The organism is Vibrio sp. V08_P9A1T1 (genome assembly GCF_963874405.1).
GTDB classification, from domain to species: Bacteria; Pseudomonadota; Gammaproteobacteria; order Enterobacterales; family Vibrionaceae; genus Vibrio; species Vibrio anguillarum.
Genome location: NZ_CAWNIB010000207.1, coordinates 1 through 2814, shown reverse-complemented (window position 1 = coordinate 2814; position 2814 = coordinate 1). Strand labels below are relative to the sequence as shown.

Here is a 2814-nt window from a genome sequence, read left to right as displayed (position 1 = left end):
TTAACAAATCAAATGTCGTTTGCTACAGATTACATGTCCCTTACGTGGTTTGTTCGGAGGTAACAATGTCCATAAATTCTATTGACCATGACGAAATGACTGATATTGCAAATAAGTGGGACTTCACGGAAGAAGTAGAAACTCAAAAACCAGTTAAAAACCTTAAATCAGCCGAAGCTCGCCGTCGTATTGAAGCATTAAGAGAGATTCGAGAAAGTGGTTTAACCATTGAAGAAGCGAAGGAGCTAGGCATACTTCACTGACGAGTTCTCACCATTAATCCCCTAAGGGTGGCGCATAGCCACCCTTTATATTTTCCAATTTTCTTGATTTCATACCGATAAATTGCACATTTATGCTCTTAATTTTCCTATGTCCTATGCTATATTTCGTGCCACGTATTTACCGATCTAGGCTAACTCATGTCCTTCAACCTATCTTTACTTGCCGCTGAAGAGAAAAACAAAGTAGAGCTCGATAAACAAGCTTCCTTTCTTGTTTGGAAACTCAAGCAAGGAAAAGCAGGACCTGAAGCGATCACTCAGCAGCAGTCTAAAATTGCCAGTGAGGCCGAAAAAGAGTGGTTTTTACAATCGGTGAACAAATACAAAAGAGTGATGGGTGTTGCGTAGCATTCATGTCTTTGCTAAGTGGAAAATTGAAATGATCCCACTTTTTGCTAAAATCCCTCGCGTTAAATTGAATTAGAGAGATCATCCCTATGGGAAGAAGTTTTGAAGTGCGCAAAGCCTCAATGGCGAAAACTCAAGGCGCAAAAATTAAAGTCTATTCCAAATACGGTAAAGAAATTTACATGTGTGCGAAAAATGGTGGTTCGGACCCAGACATGAACTTGTCTTTGCGCCACCTGATCACAAAAGCGAAGAAAGACCAAGTTCCAGGCCACGTTATTGATAAAGCGCTAGATAAAGCCAGTGGTGGTGGTGGTGAAGACTACCAACCTGCTCGTTACGAAGGTTTTGGCCCTGGCGGCGCAAGTGTTATCGTTGACTGCTTAACAGATAACGGCAATCGTACGTTCCAAGATGTGCGTCAATGCTTTGTTAAAACGGGTGCGAAAATTGGTACTCCAGGTACCGTATCACACATGTTTGATCACCAAGCGGTATTTCAGTTCAAAGGGGATGATGAAGATTCTATCCTTGAAGCACTGATGATGGATGATGTCGATGTGACGGATGTTGAACTGGAAGATGGTGTGATCACTGTATTTGCACCTAACACTGAATTCTTCAAAGTGAAAACATCGCTAAATAATCAGTTCCCTGATTTGACTATAGATGTGGAAGAAATCACATTCGTTCCACAAACACACACACCGGTCACGGGCGAAGAGGCGGAGAAATTCCAGAAATTCCTCGACATGCTAGATGACTGTGATGATGTTCAGCAGGTTTACCATAACGCTGAGCTGTAATAGAGCGAATTAATGAGAAGCCGAGTGATTGACTCGGCTTTTTTTTATCTGTGCATTGCTAACCGTGGTCTTATTCATAGAGAATGACGCAAGGATACATACAGCCCACACTCAGTTACGTGTGTTCGTCCGTTTGGGCTGCTGGGTAATAATAAAAGGAGAAGTTAATGAAAGTCAGTTTTATTGGATTAGGGGTTATGGGATACCCTATGGCTGGGCATCTAAAAAATGCAGGGTTTGATGTTAGCGTCTACAACCGCACTCAAGCTAAAGCGCAGCAGTGGGCGCAGCAGTATCATGGGCATGCAGCGCAAACAGTCGCAGAGTGCGTGCAAGATGCCGATGTGGTTTTAACCTGCGTTGGCAATGATGATGATGTCCGTAGCATGACGACCAGTGACGGCGGCGCGATAAGGGCGATGAAACGCGGCGCAATTTTGGTTGATCACACCACCACATCGGCACTGTTAGCCGAAGAGCTGGCGTCTGCGGCTCATAAAGCGGGCATTCGCTTTATGGATGCTCCTGTTTCTGGTGGCCAAGCAGGGGCTGAAAATGGTGTGCTAACCATTATGTGTGGTGGAGATGCCGAACTGTTTGAGCAGCTGCAACCCGTATTTCGTGCTTATGGCAAGTCATCGGTGCTGATGGGGAAAGCAGGGCAAGGACAACGCGCAAAAATGGTCAATCAAATTTGCATTGCTGGCGTATTAAATGGCCTGTCGGAAGGATTGATCTTAGCGGAAAAGTCAGGGTTAGATATTGGCGTTTTGGTTGATTGTTTGAAAAATGGAGCCGCAGGTTCATGGCAGATGGAAAACCGCGCTGTGAACATGTCAATAGGTAAATTTGATTACGGCTTTGCCATTGATTGGATGATCAAAGACTTGGGCTTTTGTTTGGATGAAGCGCAACGAAACGATCTAAAATTGCCGATGACAGAAAAAACTTATCATGCTTACCAAGCCTTGTCTGAGCAAGGTGAGGGAAGAATGGATACTTCTATCCTTATCAAAGCCGTTAATTCATAAATATCACAGCTCAGAGATAGACTCAATTGGCCCTATTTAGGGCCATTTACACTGTAAACCTATAAATCGATTCCTATTTATCTTCTGGCCCCGCATACCTACAGTGTCTATCTGTGTGCCTCTTTTCGAAAAACGATTGTATAAAACCATGATCGCCTACCGATTAGGGAGGACAAATGTCCTTCATTTTTGTTTGCTGTGCGTGACTGTGCTGGATAAATCGTCAACTAATTACATTTACTGAAAAATCTTAAAATTTGGTTTTTAATTTCAATAAAGTCACATAAAACCAGTTTAATATGCTGTTAATTTGGTGTTTCCATGGTTTTCAATCCAAGCCAAGCC

Annotated in this window: 4 protein-coding genes; all 4 read left to right on the top strand. The window is 43.1% G+C overall.

Annotated features, from left to right (window positions below; all coding sequences use genetic code 11):
- The first annotated feature begins 65 nt into the window (after window positions 1-65).
- The 4 genes from AACT21_RS08600 to AACT21_RS08585 all read left to right on the top strand — a co-directional run bounded on the left by AACT21_RS08600 (window position 66) and on the right by AACT21_RS08585 (window position 2469).
- Window positions 66-263 carry a PA3496 family putative envelope integrity protein gene (locus tag AACT21_RS08600; protein ID WP_017043498.1) on the top strand — a complete coding sequence of 66 codons (198 nt, stop codon included), beginning with the start codon at window positions 66-68 and terminating at the stop codon, window positions 261-263.
- Window positions 264-422: 159 nt separating this feature from the next.
- Window positions 423-632: a DUF3283 family protein gene (locus AACT21_RS08595; RefSeq protein ID WP_017046863.1), complete on the top strand. Its 210-nt coding sequence runs from the start codon at window positions 423-425 to the stop codon at window positions 630-632.
- A gap of 89 nt (window positions 633-721) precedes the next feature.
- Window positions 722-1438 (top strand): YebC/PmpR family DNA-binding transcriptional regulator, encoded by a 717-nt coding sequence (locus tag AACT21_RS08590; protein WP_017044945.1) that lies wholly within the window; start codon window positions 722-724, stop codon window positions 1436-1438.
- 167 nt (window positions 1439-1605) lie between these two features.
- Window positions 1606-2469: an NAD(P)-dependent oxidoreductase gene (locus tag AACT21_RS08585; protein WP_094124090.1), complete on the top strand. Its 864-nt coding sequence runs from the start codon at window positions 1606-1608 to the stop codon at window positions 2467-2469.
- Window positions 2470-2814 lie beyond the last annotated feature (345 nt).

Coding starts and splice junctions, on each gene's coding strand:
- AACT21_RS08585 (WP_094124090.1), top strand. CDS start 1,606: ATGAAAGTCAGTTTTATTGGATTAGGGGTTATGGGATACCCTATGGCT.
- AACT21_RS08600 (WP_017043498.1), top strand. CDS start 66: ATGTCCATAAATTCTATTGACCATGACGAAATGACTGATATTGCAAAT.
- AACT21_RS08595 (WP_017046863.1), top strand. CDS start 423: ATGTCCTTCAACCTATCTTTACTTGCCGCTGAAGAGAAAAACAAAGTA.
- AACT21_RS08590 (WP_017044945.1), top strand. CDS start 722: ATGGGAAGAAGTTTTGAAGTGCGCAAAGCCTCAATGGCGAAAACTCAA.